The organism is Actinocorallia sp. API 0066 (assembly GCF_020991275.1).
Classification (GTDB): Bacteria; Actinomycetota; Actinomycetes; order Streptosporangiales; family Streptosporangiaceae; genus Actinocorallia.
Genome location: NZ_JAJLQY010000015.1, coordinates 86,068 through 106,297, shown reverse-complemented (window position 1 = coordinate 106,297; position 20,230 = coordinate 86,068). Strand labels below are relative to the sequence as shown.

General features: G+C 71.2%; 14 protein-coding genes. 9 read left to right on the top strand and 5 right to left on the bottom strand.

Going from position 1 to position 20,230, the window contains the following annotated elements:
- Nucleotides 1–271: 271 nt before the first annotated feature.
- The 4 genes from LO762_RS29585 to LO762_RS29570 are packed head-to-tail and all read left to right on the top strand — an operon-like array spanning nt 272 to nt 3,576.
- Nucleotides 272–472, top strand: coding sequence for a hypothetical protein (locus LO762_RS29585; RefSeq protein WP_230619428.1), 201 nt, complete (start codon nt 272–274; stop codon nt 470–472).
- Nucleotides 469–1,689 (top strand): glycosyltransferase family 2 protein, encoded by a 1,221-nt coding sequence (locus tag LO762_RS29580; protein ID WP_230619427.1) that lies wholly within the window; start codon nt 469–471, stop codon nt 1,687–1,689. Before LO762_RS29585 ends, LO762_RS29580 begins: the two co-directional genes overlap by 4 nt.
- 27 nt (nt 1,690–1,716) lie before the next feature.
- Nucleotides 1,717–2,850 carry a non-hydrolyzing UDP-N-acetylglucosamine 2-epimerase gene (gene wecB, locus LO762_RS29575; RefSeq protein WP_230619426.1) on the top strand — a complete coding sequence of 378 codons (1,134 nt, stop codon included), beginning with the start codon at nt 1,717–1,719 and terminating at the stop codon, nt 2,848–2,850.
- Nucleotides 2,851–2,877: 27 nt separating this feature from the next.
- The gene (locus tag LO762_RS29570) at nt 2,878–3,576 is read left to right on the top strand and encodes a family 16 glycoside hydrolase (protein ID WP_230619425.1); all 699 of its coding nucleotides are present in this window, start codon (nt 2,878–2,880) and stop codon (nt 3,574–3,576) included.
- Between the two features lie 4 nt (nt 3,577–3,580).
- Here the strand turns inward: LO762_RS29570 and LO762_RS29565 are convergent, their stop codons facing one another.
- Together LO762_RS29565 and LO762_RS29560 are read right to left on the bottom strand one after the other, a co-directional pair.
- On the bottom strand, nt 3,581–6,259 hold the full coding sequence (locus LO762_RS29565) for a hypothetical protein (RefSeq protein ID WP_230619424.1): 2,679 nt from the start codon (nt 6,257–6,259) through the stop codon (nt 3,581–3,583).
- Between the two features lie 296 nt (nt 6,260–6,555).
- On the bottom strand, nt 6,556–7,806 hold the full coding sequence (locus tag LO762_RS29560; RefSeq protein ID WP_230619423.1) for a beta-propeller fold lactonase family protein: 1,251 nt from the start codon (nt 7,804–7,806) through the stop codon (nt 6,556–6,558).
- 269 nt (nt 7,807–8,075) lie between these two features.
- Between LO762_RS29560 and LO762_RS29555 the strand changes: the two genes are divergently transcribed.
- From LO762_RS29555 to LO762_RS33765, 4 genes are all read left to right on the top strand, one after another.
- Nucleotides 8,076–8,279 carry a cold-shock protein gene (locus tag LO762_RS29555; RefSeq protein ID WP_230619422.1) on the top strand — a complete coding sequence of 68 codons (204 nt, stop codon included), beginning with the start codon at nt 8,076–8,078 and terminating at the stop codon, nt 8,277–8,279.
- 143 nt (nt 8,280–8,422) lie between these two features.
- Nucleotides 8,423–9,787: a DEAD/DEAH box helicase gene (locus LO762_RS29550; RefSeq protein ID WP_374201605.1), complete on the top strand. Its 1,365-nt coding sequence runs from the start codon at nt 8,423–8,425 to the stop codon at nt 9,785–9,787.
- 417 nt (nt 9,788–10,204) lie between these two features.
- Nucleotides 10,205–11,980 (top strand): serine/threonine-protein kinase, encoded by a 1,776-nt coding sequence (locus LO762_RS29545; RefSeq protein WP_230619421.1) that lies wholly within the window; start codon nt 10,205–10,207, stop codon nt 11,978–11,980.
- A gap of 134 nt (nt 11,981–12,114) precedes the next feature.
- The gene (locus tag LO762_RS33765; RefSeq protein WP_308104764.1) at nt 12,115–14,112 is read left to right on the top strand and encodes a serine/threonine-protein kinase; all 1,998 of its coding nucleotides are present in this window, start codon (nt 12,115–12,117) and stop codon (nt 14,110–14,112) included.
- On the opposite strand, the gene LO762_RS29530 is transcribed toward LO762_RS33765, so the two are convergent.
- From LO762_RS29530 to LO762_RS29520, 3 genes are read right to left on the bottom strand one after another with little or no spacing between them, the layout of a single operon-like run.
- A complete protein-coding gene (locus tag LO762_RS29530; RefSeq protein WP_230619420.1) occupies nt 14,109–16,334 on the bottom strand; it encodes a hypothetical protein in 2,226 nt (741 codons plus the stop codon). The genes LO762_RS33765 and LO762_RS29530 overlap by 4 nt on opposite strands.
- A 3-nt stretch (nt 16,335–16,337) precedes the next feature.
- Nucleotides 16,338–17,273, bottom strand: coding sequence for a hypothetical protein (locus tag LO762_RS29525; RefSeq protein ID WP_230619419.1), 936 nt, complete (start codon nt 17,271–17,273; stop codon nt 16,338–16,340).
- 7 nt (nt 17,274–17,280) lie between these two features.
- A complete protein-coding gene (locus tag LO762_RS29520) occupies nt 17,281–18,639 on the bottom strand; it encodes a hypothetical protein (protein ID WP_230619418.1) in 1,359 nt (452 codons plus the stop codon).
- A 229-nt stretch (nt 18,640–18,868) separates the two neighbouring features.
- Between LO762_RS29520 and LO762_RS29515 the strand changes: the two genes are divergently transcribed.
- Complete coding sequence (locus LO762_RS29515; protein WP_230619417.1) at nt 18,869–20,230, top strand: DUF4407 domain-containing protein; 1,362 nt, start codon at nt 18,869–18,871, stop codon at nt 20,228–20,230.

Below are 20,230 nucleotides of genomic sequence, written 5' to 3'. Positions count from 1 at the left end.
CGGCCCTGACCCTGCCCCGAGGGACCCCCGCGCGACAGTATGAACGGCACGGAACAACCCAGTCCATGCTTAACGTAGTTCATCAAATGTAATAAAAGTGAACAGTTCATTAGCAATATGAACTCTTCTAGCCAAATATGGATGATCAAGATATCCTGCGGTCGTCGCTTGATCGTCAGGGGGCGTCACGTCGGAGGTGCGGCCTTCCGGCACGGTCATGCACACCAAAGGTCCGGTCTATGGACATTTGATTAACGGGGATGGAATGTATGTGAAGGTGCCTTTCGGCACGCTCCTTGCCCTGCTGGGGGTCGCCGCCCTGCCCGGTGCGTCGCCCCCGGTCCAGGTGGCGCGCGTCCTGCTCACCGTCGCGGGACTGGGTTTTGGCCTCTATCTGCTCTTTTTTGTCGGCGTCTTCATCGCCCGCCTTCGACTGCGCGCGACACGATCCAGGCCGGGCCGCGCGCTGTGATCACCATCGTCGGCGTCGCCCTCAGCCTCGCCATGATCGCGCTGGCGGTCGGCTACAACAGCGGCATGTTCCTGCTGTCCCGACGGCGCTACAGGGCACATAACGGGCAGACCAGAAATCCACGTTTTTATGTGTTCCTGGTGGCCTGCCTGAACGAGGAAGCCGTTATCCGGTCCAGCCTCGACCGACTTTCCGGACTGCCCGGTAAGACCCTCACCGTCGTCGTCGACGACGCCTCAGACGACCGGACCGCCGAGCTCGTCCGGGCCGCGGGCGACGCCGTCCTCTACCGCCGGACGCCGCCGGACGCCCGCCACGGCAAGGGCGCCGCGCTCAACGCGGGCCTCGCCCACCTGCGCGCGTCCGGCCTGCTCGACGGCCACGACCCCGCCGACGTCGTCGTCTGTGTGGTGGACGCCGACGGCAGGCTCGACCCGCACGCCGTCCAGGCCGTCGACCCGTACTTCGACGACCCACGGATCGGCGCGGTGCAGATCGGCGTCCGCATGTACAACCGCGACCGCGGTGTGCTGGCCCGGCTCCAGGACATGGAGTTCGTCGTCTACGGCGAGATCTTCCAGAACGCCCGGCGACACCTGGGCAGCGTCGGCATGGGCGGGAACGGGCAGTTCATGCGGCTTTCCGCGCTGGACTCCCTGAACGAGGACCCCTGGAGCGACTGCCTTACCGAAGACCTCGATCTCGGCGTAAGGCTCATCGCCGCAGGCTGGACCAACGCCTTCTGCGGCGCGGCCGCCGTCTCCCAGCAAGCGGTCCTCACGCCGGGCCGACTGGTCCGCCAGCGCTCCCGCTGGTTCCAGGGCCACATGCAGGCCGCCCGCAAGCTCTACCCGCTGATCCTGCGCACGATCGACGGCAGGGCGGCGGCCGACCTCCTCTACCACCTGTCGAGCCCGGCGCTGCTGCTGCTCACCTCGCTGCTGCCGGTCAGCTTCGCCGTCGCGTTCGCCGACGCGGTGTGGCGCGGCGCGCTCAGCCCGCTGTGGTTCGTGTGGTTCTACACGATCACGTTCGGGCTGGCGAGCGTGTACGCGTACGTCTACCGGAAGCGGGAGAAGGAGGTCGGACGGCTGCGCGTCCTCCTCCTCGGACACGCCTACGTCCTGTACGGCTACCTCTGGTTCCTCGCCGGGTGGTGGGCCCTGTGGCGGGCGCTCTCCGGCAAGCAAGGCTGGCTCAAGACCGCACGGACCTGACCCCCCTCTCACCTGTCGGGAGCACGCATGCCCACCGTCCCTGAGCCGATCCGTGCCATGGTCGTCCTCGGTACGCGTCCGGAGGCCATCAAACTCGCCCCCGTCGTGCGCGCCATGTCCGCCGACCCGCGCTTCGAGCCCGTCGTCGTCAGCACCGGGCAGCACCGCGAGATGCTCGAACAGATGCTGCACCTGCTGGAGATGAAGGCGGCGGCGGACCTCGCGGTGATGCGCGAGCGGCAGGGGCTCGCCGAGCTGACCGGGAGGCTGGTGGACGGCCTGGGCCGCACCATCGCCGAATCGGGGCCCGACCTTGTGGTCGTCCAGGGCGACACCACCACGGCGATGTGCGGGGCGCTCGCCGCGAGCTACCAGAAGGTGCCCGTCGCGCACGTCGAGGCGGGGCTGCGCACCGGCGACCTCGGCAACCCGTTCCCGGAGGAGATCAACCGGCAGCTCATCGGCCGGATCTCGCGCTGGCACTTCGCGCCCACCGAGCGGTCCGCCGGGTCCCTGCGCAGCGAGGGCGTGCCGGACGAGCGGATCGCGGTGACGGGCAACACGGTGATCGACAACCTGCTGTGGATCCTGCCGCGCGGCCAGGGCGTCCCCGCGTTCCGGACCGGGCTGCGCCGCGTCCTCGTGACGCTGCACCGGCGCGAGAGCCAGGGCGCGGAGATGGCGGCGATGGCGGGCTCGCTGCGGCGGCTCGCCGACCGGGGCGACTGCGAGTTGCTGCTCCCGCTGCACAAGAGCCCGGCCGTCCGGGAATCCCTGCTGCCCGTCCTCGACGGTCACCCTCGGGTGACAATAGTCGAACCCCTCGGCTATGCGGATTTCGCCGCGACGCTCGCCGCCTGCGACCTCGTCCTCACCGACTCCGGCGGCGTGCAGGAGGAGGCGCCCAGCCTCGGCAAGCCCGTGCTCGTGCTGCGCGCGACGACGGAGCGTCCCGAGGCCGTCGAGGCGGGCACGGCCAAGCTCATCGGCACCGACGCCGCCGTCCTCTACGATGAGGCGACCCGGCTGCTCGACGACGCCGCCGCGTACGCCGCCATGGCGAACGCGGTCAACCCGTTCGGCGACGGAAGGGCGGCCGAGCGCATCATCGCGGCGCTGACCCACGACCACGGCTTCCTGCCCGTGGGAGCGCCGACCTGACCGTCCCACCCTTCTGGCAGGCGCCCGTTGACCGTACGCGAACGTGCCAGGCACCGCCGTCCGCCACGACGGCGCTGGCCCCTCGTGCTGGCCGCGCTGCTCGTCCCGGCGCTGCTGTGGATCCAGCCGTTCTCCCGCGCCGACGAGCGCGCGCCGGGGACGTTCACGCGGTGGAAGGACGGGAGCGTGCACGGGCCGTGGAAGTCGGTCTTCGACGGGCACGGGCGCAACGGGGCGCGGGACGGCGTGCTCAGCCTCCGGCCGCAGGCGCCCGCGCGGCCGAGCGCCACGCACGCGGGGCTCATCGTCTCCGTGGCGGCCTTCACCGAGCTGGACTTCGAGCTGGAAGCCCGGACGGTGAAGGCACTGCGCGAACCTGAGGGCAACCCGTGGGAGGTGGCCTGGATCGTCTGGGCTTACACCGACCCGGAGCACTTCTACTATCTGGCGCTGAAACCGAACGGCTGGGAACTCGGTAAGCGGGACCCCGCCTATCCGGGAGGGCAGCGCTTCCTCGCTACCGGCGACGAGCCTTACCCGCTCGGCTCCTGGTACGCCGTGCGGATCTCACAGCGGGGCGCGACCCTACGCGTCGCCGTAGGGGGCGACGACCTGACGGAGTTCACCGACCACGAGCGGCCCTACCCGTCGGGGGCGGTCGGCGTCTACAGCGAGGACGCCGTCGCCGAGTTCCGCGCGATCACCGTCAACGGAACCCGGCACTGACCCGTCACGGGCAGGCGTGGACGGCCTCCGGACGGCCCCAGGTGCGGGCGAGGTGGCCGCAGCGGAGGAGCACCGTGTTCTCGCCGTCCGCGCCGGTGCCGATCACGTAGATCTCCTTGTCGGGCGGGTACCGGTTCGCCCCGTTGAGGGTGATGGGTCCGGTCGCGCCGCGCCACTCGCCGGTGCCGCCGACCCCCGGATCGTTGAGGACAAAAAAGACATGGTCGGCCGAGACGGCGTCGCCCGTGATGCCGTAGGCGACGTCCGTCACGTGCGAGACGATGTCGAGCGCGTCATAGGCGCCCGCCGCGTCGCTGTTCGGCCGATAGGCGAATCCCTTGCCGTCGAAGTACTCGGTGAACTCGTCCTCGAACTCGGTGTAGCCGTCGTTCTCGTCGGCCAGTGACGCGTCGAACGGCGTCGAGAACAGCGAGACGAACGAATGGCGTTTCATCCACGCGGCGGGGTCGTTGAGGAAACCGCTTGTGGGCGCCTCGACCAGCAGCGGAATCACCGGCCTGTCCTTCCGGCAGTTGTGCTCCTTGCTCATCCGGTTCAGCAGATCCTCCTGCCGGGCGGCACGGCCCACGTAGACGACGACGCCGCGGGTGATCGCGACGTTCTCGCAGATCCGTTTCGCCGCGTCGGACGCGCTGATCCCGTCCCCCTCGCTGTAGGCGACGAGCGAGGTGTTCGCCGTTCCGTAGGCGTCCTCGAACTTGTGCGCGAGGTCGGCGCTGAACACCGGGTCGTCCGGGTGGTAGACGAGAATCGCCGTCGGGGGGCCGTCCGGCGCGCCCTTGACGAGGGCTTTCACCTGGGCGGAGTCCTTGACGAACGCGGCCATCACGGCGGCGATCGACGCGTTCGTCGGGGACACCTGGAAGTACCGGAGCAGCGCCGGATCGTCCGGGTCGACCATCGCGCTCCCCGTTGTGGAACTCGCCACGACGGGGATCTTCTCCCTGCCGAGTCGGCGAATGGCCGCTAGGGACGTCTCCCGGCTCTGCGTGATGCCAATGACCGCGACGATCCTGTCCTTCGCCGCCCTTTTGAGGATCATTCCGGTGACGTCGGGGGTCTTATCGGCGGCGCTGCCAGCGTAGGCGAATCCGTCACCGGGATTGGCGATGAGCAGCCTGACCTTCAGATGGTCCTTGCCGGTGGTGCCGTTGATCCGCTGCTGCGCGTGAATGGCGCCGCGCAGGCTGTGGATTCCGTTCAGCGTGGTGTTCCCGGCGCCGTCCCGGGCGCTGACCGGCGCGTAGAAGACGACGGTGCGGGAGGGCGCGTCACCGATCGCCCTGTTGTTCTGGCCGGTGAGTTTCTCCAGTTCACGCAGTTCCCTGCCGTCGGGTCCCGGAACGGCGAGCGAGCATTCCAGGCCGTCGGTCACGCCGACGATCTGGCCGTCGGCGACCTTCGCGCACCACGGTTCCGTCGTCAGCCTCTCGTAGAGCGGCCCGAGGGCGTAGGTCCAGGTCGGGACGGCCACGGCGACGGCGGCCACCCCGGCCACGAGCCGCCAGAGGTAGGCGCGGCGGCGGGCTCCGTCCCAGAAGCGCGGCGGCCGGGCGGGCGGCGGGTTGTTGGCCAGCCACTCTTCGAGCCCGCCTTCCCCGCCGGACGGCATCGGCACCTCGTAAGCAGCGGCCGGGAGGCCGCGCGGTGCGAGGAACAGGTCGTTGAGCCGCCGGGCGATCTCCTCGCCGGTGTGCGGCGCGGACGCCGGGAGCAGCCGCCGCACACCGGGCGGCGCCGGGCCGTCGAGGGCGCCGAGCAGAAGCAGCGGCGGGTGCTTCCCGTCCTTGCCTGACTCGGCGTCGAGGATCTCGATGTAGTTCCGCAGGAGGCCGACCGCGTGGGGGCGCGCGTCGGTGACCTCGCCGAGCACCAGCAGGAAGCTCCAGCGGCGCCGGTTGCGGCGCACCGAGAACGGGTTGGGCCTGACGGCCTTCTTGAGGTCCCGGATCAGGGCGGTGAGCAGGAGCCGCTGGACGAGGTCATGGTTGACGCGCAGATCGCCGTTCCGGGTCAGGCGTAGCGCGGTGCGCAGGAAGCCCTGCCCGGCGTCGGGGCTGAGCGCGCCCACCCAGCGCAGCGACCTGCCGCGTAGGCGCAGGCCGTAGAGCGGACGGGCGAGGAGGCTCCCGGCGAAGGCGACGACCCGTGCCGTCCAGTGGAGGTCGGCCACACCCTGCACGTGCGCGTCAGCCGGACGGCCCAGGGGTTGCCTGCGCATGGTGAACAGGTGGTCCCGCAGCTCCCGTTCGCGGTCCTCCAGGAGGCCGGACGGGGTCGGCGCGTTGAGGACGCTCTCGATGGCACGCACCGTAGGGAGGCGCAGGCTCCCCGAACCCTTCGGCATGGACGTCTGGAAGCGACGGGCTATCGCGCCCACCAGGTCGATGTAAGGCTGGTCGGGTGCTGGCGGGCCGGATGGGGTGTTCTCCGGCTCGTCCGGCTCGACGGGTTCGGGCGGTTCGGGCGGTTCCAGGTCGGAGTACGGGACGAGGGCGCCGTGGGAGCCGTCGACCGGCCGGTCCAGGTAGAGGGCGACGAACGCGGCGGCGCCCTCACCCGTCATGAGGATCGCGGGCAGGCGGGTCCGGGGGCGCTCGACGAGGACGCCGTCGATCTCCTCGGCGACGCGGTGGGTCTCCAGGGGCAGACGCGCGCTCATGCTTCACCGTCCGGGCTGAGTGTTTTGCCTTAGCCCGAGATGGTAGATGTACATCAGTTAATGGCCCGGCGGTTCGTGAGATCTGCACGGATTTCCGCCATCCGATACCGGGGCGTTCATATAGATGGTTGATTTGTCGGATTTATCCGGTGACCGGAACTGGAATATTCCATAAGTGGCCACCGGCCCCGACCGCGTTTATCGCTTCGCGGAACGCGCTTTTTCCACGCGCCGTGACGCGACGCGAAAAAGGGGGACGGCCCCCGGCTCGACGAACCGCGAGGCCGTCCGGTGAGTCAACCGGCGGTGAGGGTGGCGGTGGCCGCCGAAGAGCCGGTGCAGCTCGCGATCTGGCCGGTGAAGATGAAGTCGGTGGAGCAGCCCTCGTTGTCGGTGACGGTGACGCGCACCGAGCGCGAGCCGGACGCCGGGTAGGTGTGCGTGACGGTCGGGGTGGTCGTGGTCTTTGAGGTGCCGTCGCTGAACGTCCAGCGGTAGCGGGCGATCGTGCCGTCGGCGTCGGTGGAGCCGTCGGCGGAGAACGTCAGGGTCGGGCCGTCGGAGCCGGTGAGGCGGACCGCAGCCGTCGGGCCCTGGTTGGGGGTGAGCCAGCCGGACGGGCCGTCGGAGAAGATGACGCCCGAGTCGGCCGGGGTGCGGCCGGACGGGGTGAGCGAGCCGTTCGCGGCGACGTCGAAGGTGTGCACCTTCGACTTGATCTGGGTGGTGAGCGCGTCGATGACGTACAGGCGGCTCGCGTCATGGGTGAGGACGACACGGCCCGGCAGGGCTCCGGAGGGCGCCTTGTACGGCGAGCCCGGAAGCGGCGTGAGCGCGCCGTCGGAACCGATCGTGAAGCCGGCGATGCCGCCTCCCATCGTCTCGGGCACGTAGAGGCGGCTTCCGTCAGGGGTGATGGCCGTACCGTGCGGCGTCCCACCGGTCGTGTAGGGCGATCCGGGCAGGGGCGTCAGCTTGCCGTCGGAGCCGATCGCGTAGCCCGAAAGGTTGGAGCTTCCCTCGTTGGAGACGTACAGGAACTTGCCATCGGGGGTGATCGAGGGCAGCGCGGGCATGTCCCCGGCCTTGACGGGCTGGCCCACCTGGGTGAGCGTCGCGTCCGCGGCGATCTTGTAGGACGTGATGGTGCCGCCGAAGAAGCTCTCGACGAAGAGGAAGCGGCCGTCCGGCGAGACGGCGGGCAGGCTGAAGATCGACCCGGCGACCTCCTTGGCTGGCTTGTTCGTCGCCGTCAGGGCGCCGGAGGGCGCGATGTTGTAGGAGCGCACCTTTGTGCTGAGGAGGCCGCCGATCGTGACGAAGAGGCGAGAGCCGTCGGGGGTGAGGGCCATGCCGACAACGGGGCCCTCCGCCTTGAGCGTGCCCGGGGCGAACGGGGCAAGCTTGCCGTCCGCGCCGATGAGGTAGGCGTTGATGGCCGAGTCCGCCATGCTGCCGACGTAGACGATCTTCGCGTCGGGCGTGTCGGGGGCCGCCGTGGCGGATGTGGCCGACGGTAGGTCGGCCCCGCCCGCGAAAGAGTTCAAGATTCTGGACACTCCGGCGCGCCGCCGCCGGAGGTGACGCCCGGGGCCGTTTGCGTTCGGTGATATGGCGTGATACTGTGAGTGAAAGTTGTGGTTGTGGTTCCCATGAGTTTCTTGTTACAGAATTTCTTGTGCGCCCCGCAGTGAATGACTAGCTTGCGGTGGCGCCTTTTTTGTTTAGCAGGTTCCTCCTGGCGGGGTCATTTCAGCAGCTTGGGGAGTTCGCAAAGTGCGGGCTCCACGTATCGCCTTGCAAGGAGAGATCAGTTATGGCTACTGGCACCGTGAAGTGGTTCAACGCGGAAAAGGGCTTCGGCTTCATCGAGCAGGACGGCGGCGGCGCCGACGTCTTCGCCCACTACTCGAACATCGCCACCCGCGGCTACCGTGAGCTGCAGGAGGGCCAGAAGGTGTCCTTCGACGTCACCCAGGGCCAGAAGGGCCCGCAGGCCGAGAACATCGTTCCGGCCTGACCAGCTCCACCTCAGCTTCACCTCTGCGGGGGCTCGAATTCCGAGTGGTTCGAGCCCCTGCGGCCTGTTCGCTTCACCCATTCTTTGGTTCGTACTTGGGTTCGCCTACCTCGCTACGTGCCGCCACGAGGAAGGCCCAACCCTTGACCCGTACGTCACGACGCAGTCCGCGCCGCAGCGACTCCGGCCCCGCCCACCGCGGCGGCCACGACGAGTTCGCCATGCCGGTCGCGACGGTCCCCGCGCTCCCCGCGGTGGACACGTTCGCCGCGATGGACCTGCCCGCACCGCTCCTGGCCGCCCTGACGGCCCAGGGCCTCACCGCGCCGTTCCCGATCCAGGCAGCGGCGCTGCCCAACGCGCTCGCCGGACGCGACGTGCTCGGCCGCGGCCGCACCGGGTCGGGCAAGACCCTCGCCTTCGGGCTCGCGGTGCTCTCCCAGATCGCCGGAAAGCGCGCCGAACCGGGCAAGCCCCTGGCGCTGGTGCTGGTCCCGACGCGGGAGCTCGCCCAGCAGGTCACCGACGCGCTCACCCCCTACGCGGACGCCGTACGGGTCCGCCTTACGACCGTTGTGGGCGGCATGTCCATCGGGCGTCAGGCGTCCTCGATCCAGCGCGGCCGTGAGGTCGTCATCGCGACGCCCGGCCGCCTCGCCGACCTCATCGAACGCGGCGCCGTCACCCTCGACCAGGTCGGCATCGCCGTGCTCGACGAGGCCGACCAGATGGCCGACATGGGCTTCCTGCCCCAGGTCACCCGGCTGCTCGACCAGGTGCGGCCGGGCGGGCAGCGGATGCTGTTCTCCGCGACGCTCGACCGGAACGTCGACAGGCTCGTTCGCCGGTTCCTCAACGACCCCGTCACGCACTCCGTGGACCCGTCGCAGGGCGCCGTCACCACGATGGAGCACCACCTGCTGCACGTCTCGGACGCCGACAAGCTGGACACCACGGTACGGATCGCCGCCCGGGACGGGCGCACCATCATGTTCGTCGGCATGAAGCACGCGGCCGATCGCCTGACCAAGCGGTTGCTCTCCAGCGGCGTCCGCGCCGCGGCGCTGCACGGCGGCAAGTCGCAGCCGCAGCGCAACCGGACCCTTGAGCAGTTCCGCGCCGGGGAGGTCGACGTACTCGTCGCCACCAACGTCGCGGCGCGCGGCATCCACGTGGACGGCCTCGATCTCGTCGTCAACATCGACCCGCCGACCGACCACAAGGACTACCTGCACCGCGGCGGCCGCACCGCCCGCGCCGGCGAGTCCGGCACCGTCGTCACGCTGGTCCTGGCCGACCAGCGCCGCGAGGTCAGCCGCCTGATGCGCACCGCCGGCATCACCCCGCACGAGGGCAACGCCACCGTCGCCGACACCCTCGCCCGCGTCACCGGTGCCCGCACCCCCTCCGGCGTCCCGGTCGTCATCCCCTCCCCCGCCAAGGCCCCCCACGCCGAACGCCGCCGCGGCAACCCCAACCCCCGCCGCCGCCGCACCCCCGCCCACTGACCCCACCCACACGGGCCCCCGCCACGACGCCGCCCCGCGTCCGGCCGGGGCCCGTTCCACGTCACCCCGAGGTGCGACGGCGTCGGCGTCGCGGTACTCGCCCGTCCACTCAGCGCCTCGCTGGTCGGCGGGTGGCGTGTCCAGGCCCTCGGCCAGGTGGGCGGCCGCCGCCTCGCCGAGCCGCGCGTAGCCCTGCGCGGCCTGGACGGCGTCGCCGAACCGCTGCGCGGGATGGGCGCCGGGGGTCTGGTAGGCGGTCATGAAGTGCCGCACGGGTTGCCCTGTTGGCGGGCGAGGCAGCCCTTGAAGTTCGCGGCCTGCGCGTCGCGTCTTGTCGGTTTCGTGTAACACGTGGGTGGTTGCGGGGGATCGGGGGGTGGGGCATGTTGGGGATCTCGGGTCGCGGTGAGGAGCCTCATGGGTGGGCAGGGCGAGATGTTGGCGGGGAGGTTCCGGGTCGTCGCCGAGCTCGGGCGTGGCGGGATGGGCGTCGTCTGGCGTGGTGAGGACACCGAACTGGGCCGTGAGGTGGCCATCAAGCAGGTGCTCGCGGCGCCGGGCCTGACCGGGACGGCGCAGGCCGAGCGGCGTGAGCGGATGAGCCGGGAGGCGCGGGCGGCGGCCCGGCTCAGCCACCCCGGGGCCGTCACCGTGTACGACGTCATCCGCGACGACGGGGGCGTGCTCATCGTCATGGAGTACGTCGCCGCCGGGTCGCTCCAGGACCTCGTCGAACGGGAGGGGCCGCTCCCCGTCGCCCGGGTCGCCCAACTGGGCCTCGCCATCCTCGACGTGCTGGAAGCCGCGCACGGGCTCGGCATCGTGCACCGCGACATCAAGCCCGCGAACGTCCTCGTCCCGCCGACCGGGGTCAAGCTCACCGACTTCGGGATCGCCCGCCTTGAGGGAGAAGCCACGCTGACGGCCGAAGGGGCCGTCCTTGGATCGCCCGCTTACATGGCACCCGAGCAGGTCAGAGGAGAACGGGCGGAGCTGGCGGCCGACCTCTGGGGGCTCGGGGTGACGCTGTACTTCGCCGCCGAAGGCATCTCACCGTTCATCCGTAGCAACCTCGGTGCCTCCTTGGCCGCCGTCCTGACGGAGGACCCTCCGCTCCTCGCGCGGGCGCCCGAGCTGGAGCCGCTTCTGTTCGCGCTCCTGGCGAAATCGCCCGAAGAGCGGCCTGACGTCGCCCTGATCCGGTCCGAGCTGACGGCGCTGGCCGCCCCGTCCGCCGGGGTGACGGTGCTGGAGTCGGCGCCGTCGGCCTTCCAGACGCGTCTTGAGACGCCCGCGACGGTGCCTCCGCCGCGCCGCACTACTCTCGGGGGCGGCGGCCGCCCGGCGCCCGTCGTCGCGCCGCCGTCCACGAGGTCGCGCGCGCTCGTGTGGCGGCTTCTCGCGGCCGCAGCGCTGCTCGCCGCCGCGGTGCTGTGGGTGGTCCAGTGGATGACGGTCGGCCTGCGGCTGATCCCGGTGGGCGGGTCGTATCTCGACATCGAGAGCAACCCGTTCGAGAGCTGGTACATACGGTTCGCGCTTGAACTGTCGAAGGAGCTGCACTACCTGAGCGACGGCGCGCTCGGTGAGCACAGCGTCCACTATCTGCTGCTCGCCTTGGCCGGGCTGCCTTTCGCGGCCGGGCTTGTCGCGATGGTGGCGGTGCCGCGCGGACGGGTGTGGCCCGCGCTCCTGGCGGGCGCCGCGCCCTTGACCGTCGCGCAGTCCCTCGACCTGGCCAGCCGTATCAGGGAGATCGGCTACACCATCGGCTGGATGTTCCTGCCTTACTTCGCCCTGGCCGTCGCCACCCTGTGCGGCGCGGCCGCCCTGTTCGCCGACCGGAGGCCACGCGTCACGTCCCCTTCACGCCGGACCTTCCTCTTCAGCGGCGCCTGCGCCCTCGTCCTCCTCATCGCCCTGGGCGCGTCCACCTGGGGCGCCTGGCTGGCCGCCCTCACCACCTTCGCCCTGCTCACGTGGCACGAACTCCACCCCGACCCCGCCCGCACGACCTCGGCCACCTACACCGGCTGGGCCGCCGTCCTTGCTGTCCCCGCCCTCCTCCACTTCACCGCCTACCGCCTCTCTACCGAGGACGTGCGCACCACCTTCCTGCTCATCTCCCTCTGCACCCTCGCCGCCCTCGCTCTGGCCCTCACCCGAGCCCGCCTCCTCCGCTCGTTGGCGTGAGGGCTGCCTACCTGCTCGTGCTCCGATGGCGCTTCCTGTGTGAGGGGTCGGAGAACGGGGGGTGAACTGTTGGTGGGAGGCGGGGGTGGGCCCAGGTGGGGGGCTAGCTTCGGTGGGGGCGGAGGAGGGAAGCCGTGGTGGGTGGGGTGCCGGGTGCGGTCGGGGGGTACCGGCTTGTGCGGTTGCTGGGGAGCGGCGGGCAGGGGTCGGTGTACCTCGGGACGGACGGGGGCGCCGGACGGGTCGCGGTGAAGATCCTGCACGAGGGGGCGGCCGCCAACGCCGACGCGATGCGGCGGTTCCTGCGCGAGGTGGAGGTCGCGCGGCGGGTCGCGCCGTTCTGCACGGCGCGGGTGCTGGACGCGGGCGTGCACGAGGGCAGGCCGTACATCGTCAGCGAGTACGTGCCCGGCGACTCCCTGGAGGCGCTCGTGCGGCGCGACGGGCCGCGCGCCGGAGGCGGCCTGCACCGGCTCGCCGTGACGACGTCGAGCGCCCTGGCGGCCATCCACCGGGCCGGGATCGTGCACCGGGACTTCAAGCCCGCGAACGTCATCCTCGGACCCGAGGGCCCCGTCGTCATCGACTTCGGGATCGCGCGGGCGCTCGACCAGGCGGGCACCCGGACGGCGGCGGTAGGCACCCCGGCTTACATGGCACCCGAACAGTTCGGCCAGGAGCCCGTCACTCGGGCCGCCGACATCTTCGCGTGGGCAGGGACGATCGTCTACGCCGCGACCGGGCACCGCCCCTTCCCCGGCGACACCCTCCCGGCCCTGCTGCACTCCATCCTGAACGGCTCACCTGACGTCTCCGGCCTACCGGACCCGCTGCGCGAGATCGTCCTACGCTGCCTGTCCAAGGACCCGCTGGCGCGCCCCACAGCCGAGGAACTCCACACGCTGCTCAGCGGCCACCCGCCGGCAGCCGTCCAGGAGACCCGCCCCGCGACCGTCGCCGTCGAAGGCCACCCCGCCCAGCACACCCCGGTCCCCGGCGCGGCGGGGGCGGCGTGGGCCGGGAGCGCGGGGCCGGAGGTGCCGACGCGGGTGTCGCGGGAGGTCGTGGAGCGTGGTGGGCGGCGGCGGTGGATCCCGGTGGTGGCGGGCGCGGCCGTCGCGCTCGTCGCGGTCGCCCTGTTCGCGTGGCCGGAGGGCAAGCCGTCGGCCGGGCCCGCGGCCGCGCCGACGTTCGGGCAGCCCGCCCGCGCGCCCGTCCTCGGCCACGGGAACGACATCAGGTCCGTCGCGGCCGGGACGGTGGACGGCACGCCCGTCGCGGCGACCGGCTCCGACGACCAGACCGTCAGGCTGTGGAACCTCACGACGGGCGAGGCGGCGGGCCCGGTGCTGCGCGGCCACACGGGGTGGGTGCGTTCCGTCGCGTTCGGGAGCCTGCGTAGCGCGCCCGTCGTGGTGAGCGCCTCAGACGACGACACGGTGCGCGTCTGGAATCCGACCGACGGAAGCACCATCGGCGTCTACTCAGGCCACGACGGTGATGTGAAGGCCGTCGCCACAGGCGAGTACGACAGGCGGCCCGTCGTGGTGAGCGCCGGAGCGGACGCGTCCATCCACATCTGGGCCCTGGAGGACCGTAAGCAGCTCGTGAAGCTGACCGGCCACGAAGGCACCGTCTGGGCGGCCGCGCTGACCGAACTCGACGGCGCGCCCTTTGTCGTCTCGGCGGGCGAGGACGGCACCGTCCGCCTCTGGGATGTCCGCGCGGCCGTCGAACTGGCCTCCCTGACGGGCCACGAAGGCCCCGTCCGAGCCCTCTCCCTCACCGTGGTGAACGGCAAGCCCGTCGCCGTCACCGGAGGCGACGACGGCACGATCCGCGTCTGGGACCTGAACGCCCGCCGCCAGGACGGCGCCCCCCTCACCGGCCACAACGGCACGGTCTGGTCCGTCTCCACCGCCGTCCTCCAGGACCGCCACATCATCATCTCCGGCGGCGAGGACCACACCGCCCGAATCTGGGACACCACCACCCGAGAGCCGCTCGGCGCCCCCTTCCGCGGCCACACCGACCGCGTCTGGTCCGTCACCTCCTCCGACCTCACCGGCACCCCCCTAGCCCTCACCGCCTCCCGAGACACCACCCTCCGCCTCTGGTCCCTCGCCCGCTAGCCCTCGCCGAACGGGCCTGCGGGGGTCGGGGCGGGCGGCGGTGCGGGCTCGGGCGTTCCAGAGATGGATACGACGGCGTAGATGAGTCCCACAACGATGATGACGGCCACCAGGATGGCCGCGATCGATGCGCCCATGTTCTTGCGGTCGTAGATGGGGCGTGGTTCCTGCCGCGTGCCGGAAGGCGGCGGCGCCGGCCTGGGCGAAGGCTCCGAGGCGGCCTGCCCGTGCGGCGACGGCGCCCGGCCCTTCCAGAAGGCGAACCACCGCGCCCGGTCCTTCCAGAAGGCGAACCGTGGACGTCGACGCCCGGGAGCGTGACCCTGGGAAGCGGCCCCGGAGGGATCGGGCCCCGGCGGCGGGAACTCGTGGGTAGGGACCTCCCTCTGGTGGTGCGCAGGCGGAGGGAGCGGAGGCGCGGGCTCGGTAGGCCCGACGGGTAGGGCGGAGTACGACAGCAGCGTCGCGAACCACACCTGGTCCTCTGCCGCCCCCGCCTTCGCGAACACGTCGGGGAGGTGTCCTGTGAGCAGGGCGGCGCCCGCGTTGGGCCCGTGCAGGTCGACGGCGACCGTGACGAGCACCGCGGTCGGCATGTTCATGCCGTTCCTGCCGGTGGGCCGCAGGACGTCCCGGAGCCCCATCGCGTCGAGCCCGCCTCCGTGCACGGCCTGGATCAGCTTCCGCAGGGACGTCGCCTGGCCCGCCGCGTCGTAAACCTCGGCGAGGGGGCGGGCGAGGTAGCCGACCGCGGCCAGGTGCCCGCCGATCTCGCTTCGTTCGCCGTCGTCGGCGGCGCATCGGCGGACCAGTTCGTCGATCGCGGTGGCCAGCCGTGGCGCGTCGGCGGGCGGTTCGACGGCGGCGGCGACGAGGTCCCCGACCGGGACGCCGCCCAGGAGTCGCAGCCTGTTCTCGGCGGCCTGCTGCGGAGCCATGGCGCGCTCGATCCTTACGTAGAGTTCGAGCCGGGCGAGCGCGCCCGCCGGTTCGGTCGCGCACAGCGCCCACAGCACACGAGGGGTGAGCCGCGTTCCGAGGTCGGCTTCGATCTCGCGCAGGTCCTCCGCCGTCGGCTGGTGCCCCCAGACGGCCCAGAGCACACTCTCGACAAAGCCCATGGCTTTCTCGGGGGGGAGCAGGGGTTCGCCGTCGCGGGGCCAGCCATCGGGGTCCAGCAGCCGTCCTTCGCGGACGAGCGAGCGCAGATCGCGCCGGTACTCGCGCTCGCCCGAATTCTCGATCTCCCGCAGGCGCGTCGCGGCCGCTCGCAGGGCCACGGGGTCGCGGGTCCGGATGGACTCGACGCAGGCGGCGAGCGTGGCGGCCACGCGGGGGCCGACGGGGCCCGCTCCGTTGGCCCGGGGGGAGTGCGCGACGTCGCTGGCCCGCCGTACCGCGTCCATCGCGCCGGCGCGGCCTTTCTTGGAGAAATCGAGCGGTTCGGTCTGCCGCGAGAGGTAGTCGATGAAGCCCGCCCTGCCACGTTTGTCGACAGCCGTCCGATAGTCCTGGTAACGGGTGAGCCGGTGCGTGGCCTCTGGTTCCTCGCCCCAGGTCAGGGCGGTCACGCCGGGCCGCGCGGCGTCGGCGAACGCAAGCCTGATCTCGGTCTCGGTGGTGCTGCGCACCCAGGTGGAAGCCGACAGCGTCGGGCGCATCCCGTAAGGCAGCAGGGCCGCTACGAGGTCGAGATGCCGGAGCCGTTCCTGCCAGGGCATATGGTCGGCGCCGACGATCCGGATCACCGGTTCACTCTGTAGGAGCAGCGCGGCGGTGGTGATCGCCTGTTCCTGTTCGTACAGCTCGGCGGCGAGCGCGTCGGGATCCAGGGGCGCCAGCGAGAGCCGGAGGGGCCGCCTGTCGGCGGGGAGCTGGTAGATGCCCGCGACGGCCCTGTGCAGCTCCCGGTAGGTCACGGGGTGTTCCAGCCGGTCGAGGTGGAGGCAGAAGTAGCGGGTCCGTTTGATGACGCGGCCGACGTGGTCGAGTTCCGGGGTGTTCTCCTGGATGGCGAGCCCCATCCAGCCGGTGCTGCTCGTCCCGTTGACGCTGACGACGGGGGGCTGGTCCGCGCTGCCCGTGGAGAACCGGGTGAGGAGCCGATGAAAGTTCGCGCTGCTCAGGGCACCGACACTGTGCCCGACAACCCCATAGTCCCGGCCATCCGGCCGCTTGCCCCATTCCGCCCACTCCACCGGGACGGCCCTCTCTCCGGCCATTCCTCAGCCCTCCGTCAGCCGCTCACTGAGCCACAGCACCGGTTCCAATACCTGGATCGGATAAACGGGACCTCTGATCCGCGTCGGCCCCGAGGCGGGATCGTCAAGGTTGGAGAAGTCGTCGGGATCGTAGAGTTCCGTTCGCTCGTTCACGTGGAAGCCCACCGCCGAAGTGACAAAATACGAGATCTGATCTGCCCGAAAATACCTTTCCAGCGTGCTGGTGATGAACTGCGCGTTCGCGGGCGAGCGGACCGCGCACAGCTCGCGGAAAAGCTCGCGCCTGTCCTCCCCCTCCACCCGCGGGAACCCGAACCTGTCGGTGAGGTCCGTCGTCACCAGGCGAAGGCGCTCGGCGGTCTTCAGCACCCGGTACTCGTCGAACTTGGTGACGCACACGGCCACATGGTGCGGCAGTTTCCCCCCGGGCAGGAGAAGACCGTCTTCGAGCATCCGCTTGTCGACGCGGCTCAGCATGGCGTGCAGCGAACTGAACGCGTCGCCGTAGGCGTACTCGCGTTCGGGGTCGAACAACAGCACGATGCCCCTGCTGCTCACGAGGTACTCCACCAGCTCCTCATGGGGGGACGCGTAGTGCCCCCCGCTGGGATCGACGAGGTCCAGGCCGACCTGTAGCTGCCGCTGCCGCCGCTTGCGCCCGAACAGGCCGTACCGCTCCTCCAGTTCGCGGATGAGATACCAGCGGTAGCGGTCTATCTTCTGTGTCGCTTCCGGGAACGCCTGGCCCTCCGTGAGCCGCCGCGTCATGTCGATCAGCGCGTCGGTGGAGGCGTCGTCGGCGCCGGTGAGCCGCCACGGGCTTTCCTGCGTGTTCAGGGCGAGGTTCAGCGCGCCGAGGAACGTCGTCTTGCCCGATCCCGTCGGCCCCCACATCGCGATCCGCTCCTCGGGCGCCTCGGGTGTCACGGATGGTTGCACGCTGGCCTCATTCCGGGGCGGTGACGACGATGGGGAACGGGACGCGCCGGGGTCCGTCCTCCAGGACGCCCAGGGACCGGCCGACCGCGCGCATGTCCGCGGTGTCCGTGGTCGCGAGGACGTCGCGGCCGAGCGTCCGCCAGAACGGTTCCGCCTGCCTAGGGGCGGCGCCTACGAGCGCGCCGAGGCGCGTCCCCTCCGCCTCGAAGGCACGGATGAGCGGCTGCCAGTCCGTCCGGCGCGGGCAGACGAACCGCTCGTGCGGCGCGGTCCGGTCCGGGTGGGCGGGCCGGTCGCCGGCGACGAGCAGGGCGGTCGGCGGCAGGCCGCGCCGGGCGTGCGCGCGCACCAGGGTGAGCGCGCACTCGACCTGGGCGCACCGGTGGTAGCCGAGGTCGGCGGGGCCTTTCCCGGCCAGGTCGCGCAGCGCGTCCAGCGCGTCGCGCGGCCCGCCCTCCCACAGCAGCACCTCGGCGCCGGGGTCGGCCGAGCGTGGGTCGCGCGTGTGCGGGCCGTAGCGCACCAGGGAGACCCTGACGTCGCGGCCCGCGCCCTCGGCCAGGGTCTCCGCCACGAGGTCGCGCACGCGGGAGATCCGGGCCGGGGAGCCGGGGCCGTCCTCGATGGCGCACACCAGGTGCGCCGGGCGCGGCTCGGCGAGCACCGGCGGGAGCGTGCCGCAGATCTCCTCCCACGGTCGGTGGTCGGGTTCGGGCCGTTCCGCCGCGCCGAGGATGCGGACCCGGCCGGGCCCGCGCAGCTCCACCATGAGCTCGTGGTCGCCGGGCGGCAGCCGCAGCCGCTGCACGGAGACGAGCCGCAGCCGCGTCTCGACCTGGCACACCAGCGCGAACGCGGTGCCGTCGGGGTTGCCCGGCGCGATGCGCACGGAGATCGGGACGGCGAGGCCCCGCACGGTGTCCTGGGCGAACAGCGGCTGGGTGCCCAGGCTGAGCCGTCCGTCGGGGGCCACCTGGACGGTGACGAGTTCGTGCAGGTACCTGAGTGGTTCGTCGGCGATCGCCGCGCGGACCTCCGCGACGACGTCCGCCCCCGGCGCGTCGACGGTCTCGGCGTCGCCGCGGTGGGACAGGAGGCGGTCGAGCGCGGTGGCGGCGGCCGGGGAGCCGTCGCATCGGACGAGGTGGACGGCGCCGGCCCGGTCGAGGGCGGCGGTCACCTCGGGGGACGGCTCGTGCGGGCCGGGTGGCAGGGCGGCTCCCTCGACGATGCCGGCGGACGTCCGGCGCAGTTCGACGCCGCCGATTCCGACGCCGTCGAGGCCGAGCACGACGAGCCGGTCGCCGGGGCCGAGCGCGCCCAGCGTCCGCGTGAGCGCGGCGCGCAGACCGTCAGACGCGGGCAATCCCCACCCCCTCTCGGCACGGTCCATGGATACCTCAAGGTGATATATCGCAAAAGCAGCGATTCGCGGGGAAGCTGCGGACGGCACACACGGAAGAGTGGCCACATCAGGACAAGTAGTTCATGCCTTACATATAGGCACGACCTCGGATAGGTCCAGTTGATATTCAAGGGAGGCGCAGGACGACCTCGCGGCATACTCGGTCAATACCGGCATTCCGGAAGGAAAGATGAGAGAGCCACTTATCACGCTTTCCGGGGCGAACAAGGATGTCCTCCTGAAGTGCCCGACAGAACGGGGCAAATTCCAGGGGCTCGGCGGCGCCGTGCTCACCACGAGCGTGCTCGCCGCCCTGTCGATGTGGTTCGCGCTCTGGAGCGCCGTCGGCGTCCACCCGGCCTTCGCCGCCCCGCTCGCGCTGCTGTGGGGCCTCGCCATCCTCGGCCTCGACCGCTGGCTCGTCGCCTCGATGCCGTCCAGTGGGCGGCGGTGGCCCTACGCCGTCCCCCGCATCCTCATGGCCATGCTGCTCGGCCTTGTCGTCTCCACGCCGCTCGTGCTCCAGATCTTCCGGGCCGAGATCGACGCCCAGGTCGCCGAGATCAAGCAGCGCCGCACCACCTCGTTCCTCACCGAGCAGAACGCGAGCGCCGTCGGCCAGGAGGTCAAGAACTGGACCGACACCGTCGACAACCTGAACAAGATCGTCCAGTCCGGCGGCGAGGTGCCCGTCGACCCCGCCGCCGACCCTCGGATCAAGGCGCTCACCAAGGAGCGGACCGACGCCCAGCAGCGCGCGGACGACCTCTACCAGGAGTGGCAGTGCCAGCTCTACGGCGGTGACGACTGCTCCGTCGCCAAGGTCGGCGACGGCCCCCTGGCGAAAGCCAGCGAGGACGCCTACGACAAGGCCAAGAAGCGCGTCCAGACCCTCACGGACCAGATCGAGGCACGGAAACGTGAGCTGACCTCCACCGACGACAACGCCAAGCAGGCCCGCCTGGAACAGGCCACCACCGCGCTGCCCGAGGCACAGCGCCAGCTCGCCGTCGCCGTCCAGCGGCAGGACGACCTGCGCGCCTCGTTCGACCGGGAGAACCAGGCGTCCGGCGGCCTCCTCCTGCGCATCCAGGCGCTCAACGAGATCACCTCCGGCGACTTCAGCCTCAGCGGGGCCCGCCTCCTCCTGTTCCTGCTGTTCCTCCTCATCGAGTGCCTCCCCGTCGCCTTCAAGCTGATGCTGCGGACGGGCAACTACGAACGCATCCTCGAACACGCCCAGCAGAGCGAGTACCGACACGCCCGCGCCGCCTACTCCCGGCGCGGCGCGGGCGGCGAGGCGGCGGGGGCCCGCTCGATGCGGCAGGTGTTCGCCGACGCGGGCGGCACCGCCCAGCCCGCCGAACCCTCGGGCGACAGGCCGCGTCCCGACCAGCGGGTCGCGCCCGAGCCCGTCTCCACGCCCACGGAAGCCCGCCTCTTCAGGGCGGCGCCCGAAAGCACCTCCGTCGAGCACCGTGCCGTCCAGAACCTGGAGGACACCCGGGTCGACCCCTCCCGCGACCTGTTCGCCGCCGACGACGAGTTCTGA